Genomic DNA, 2,859 nt, shown 5'->3' on the forward strand with positions numbered 1-2,859 from the left:
GCGCTTCGGCTCGGTGTTCCGGATCATCAACGCATACGGCGTGACGGAAGCAGCGATAGACTCAAGCTTCTACGACGAGGAGCTGGCGAAGCTGCCGCAGACAGGCAATGTACCGATCGGCAAAGCGTGGCTGAATGCGAAATTCTACATCGTGGACGCGCATCTGAATCCGGTGCCGGTCGGGGTGCTGGGCGAGCTGGTTATCGGTGGAGCCGGAGTGGCGCGCGGGTACTTGAACCGTCCGGAGCTGACGAAAGAGAAGTTCGTTGACAGCCCGTTCGAAGCGGGCGAGCGGCTGTACCGAACGGGAGACTTGGCGCGGTGGATGGAAGACGGCAATGTGGACTTCATCGGCCGGATCGACAACCAGGCGAAAATCCGGGGCTACCGGATCGAGACGGGCGAAGTCGAATCGAAGCTTCTGAGTGCAGATGGCGTGAAGGAAGCGGTCGTCGTCGTCAGAGAAGACCAAGAAGGCCAGAAAGCTTTGTGCGCTTATTATACAGCGGAAGAAGGCTTGACGGCGGCGGACCTGAAGCGGGCGATTGCCAGCGAGCTGCCAGGGTACATGATCCCGTCGTACTTCGTGGAGCTGGAACGCCTGCCCCTGACGCCGAACGGAAAGATCGACCGGAAGGCGCTGCCGGCGCCGGAAGGGGGAGCAGGCGGAGGCCGCGAATACGTAGCGCCGCGCACCGAACTGGAGGCGAAGCTGGCCGCCATTTGGCAGGATGTGCTTGTTCGGGAGCAGGCGGTAGGCGTAACGGACAACTTCTTCGACCTCGGCGGACACTCCCTGCGGGCGACGACGCTGGTCAGCAAAATGCATAAGGAGCTAGGCGCCGAGTTCCCGCTTCGCGACGTTTTCCGCTACTCGACGGTTGAAGAAATGGCCGCGGCTGTGGAGCGACTGGAGACCGGCTCGTTCACGGCTATTCCGGCCGCGGAACCAAGCGAGTATTATCCGCTCTCTTCCGCTCAGAAACGTCTCTATATCTTGAACCAGCTGGAAGGAGCCGAGCTGAGCTACAACATACCGGGAGCTATGCTGCTCGAAGGGGAGCTTGACCGGCAGCGGTTTGAAGAAGCGTTCCGCGCGCTCGTAGCTCGTCATGAAACGCTGCGTACCGGCTTTGAGATGGTAAAAGGCGAGGCGGTTCAGCGGGTTTACGAAGAAGCCGGATTCCAGGTGGAATATGTGCAGATCAGCGTGGAGCAGGCGGAAGAAACGGTGCGTGAGTTCGTTCGTCCGTTTGATCTCGCGAAGCCGCCGCTTCTGCGGGTAGGCCTTGCCGAGCTGGCGCCTGACCGGCACATTCTGATGTTCGATACGCATCATATCGTATCGGACGGCGTTTCGATTGACGTGCTGATCGAAGAATTCGTCCGCTTGTACAGCGGGGAGCAGCTGGAGCCGCTCCGCATTCAGTACAAGGATTATGCGGTATGGCAGCAATCGGACGAGCAGAAAGCTCAGCTTGCCAAGCAGGAAGCCTACTGGCTCGACATGTTCCGCGGAGAGCTGCCGGTTTTGGAACTGCCGACGGACTATCCGCGCCCGGCTATGCAGAGCTACGAGGGCCGCTCGCTGCAATTGTTTATGAATAGCGAGACAAGCGAGGGTCTGAAACGGCTTGCAGCCGAGAACGGCGCAACGCTGTATATGGTTCTGCTCGCTGGTTATACCATATTGCTGCACAAATATACAGGGCAGGAAGACGTGGTGGTTGGCACGCCGATCGCGGGAAGAAATCACAGCGACGTTCAGCCGCTGATCGGGATGTTCGTCAATACCTTGGCGATCCGCAATTATCCGGCTGCCGGCAAGACCTTCCTTGACTACTTGAAGGAAATCAAGGAGACGACGCTGGGCGCTTTTGAACATCAGAATTATCCGTTTGAGGAACTGGTGGATAAGGTGAACGTGGCTCGCGATTTAAGCCGCAATCCGCTGTTCGATACGATGTTTGCTTTGCAGAATACAGAGAATTTGGAAATCCAGCTTCCGGGACTCCATTTGTCGACGTATGCCAGCGAAGAAATTGTCTCTAAGTTCGATCTCAGCCTGGACGTCACGGAGATCGAGGAAGGCTTGGAATATCTGTTTGAATACGCAACGGCTCTTTATAAACCCGAAACGGTGGAGAAATTGGCCGCTCACTACTTGCAGCTGCTTGAATCCATTCTTCGCAACCCATCTGCGACGATTGCCGAACTGGGCATGTTGACGGCGGCGGAACAAGAACAAATTCTCGGCGCGTTCAACCCGGCGCAGCCGGAAGCGGCTCCAGCGGCGGCGTTCCACCGGCTGTTTGAGGAACAGGCGGAGCGCACGCCGGAAGCGGAGGCCGTCGTCTACGAGAACGACCGGCTGACGTATGCGGAGCTGAACGAGCGGGCGAACCGCCTGGCGGCCACGCTGCGCGCAAGCGGCATCGGCCGGGAGACGATCGTCGGCATTCTCGCCGAGCGTTCGGTGGACCTGCTGGTGGCCGTGCTGGCCGTCTGGAAAGCGGGCGGGGCGTATGTGCCGCTCGACCCGGATTATCCGGCGGACCGCGTGCGGTTCATGCTCGAAGACAGCGGAGCGAAGGTGCTGCTGGCGCAAACGCCGCTTCGAGATCGCGCCGAAGCCTGGCTCGGCGAAGAAGAGCTGGCGCTGACGGCGGTGCTGTACCTCGACGACGAAGCGTCGTACAGCGACGAGCGGGCGAATGCGCCGATTGAAGCGGATGATCACTTCCATGAAGCCCGCCCAGAGGACCTGGCGTACGTAATCTATACGTCGGGAACAACGGGCAAGCCGAAGGGCGTGATGATCGAGCACCGCAGCCTGGTGAACACGGCGGCGGGCTACCG

1 protein-coding gene is annotated in these 2,859 nt (G+C 59.5%); it reads left to right on the forward strand.

What is annotated here, in order from left to right:
- The coding region (locus L1N82_RS23010; RefSeq protein ID WP_235289805.1) for a condensation domain-containing protein at window positions 1-2,859 on the forward strand (2,859 nt) is incomplete at both ends.

Source organism: Paenibacillus tarimensis, assembly GCF_021532315.1.
Taxonomy (GTDB): domain Bacteria; phylum Bacillota; class Bacilli; order Paenibacillales; family Paenibacillaceae; genus Paenibacillus_I; species Paenibacillus_I tarimensis.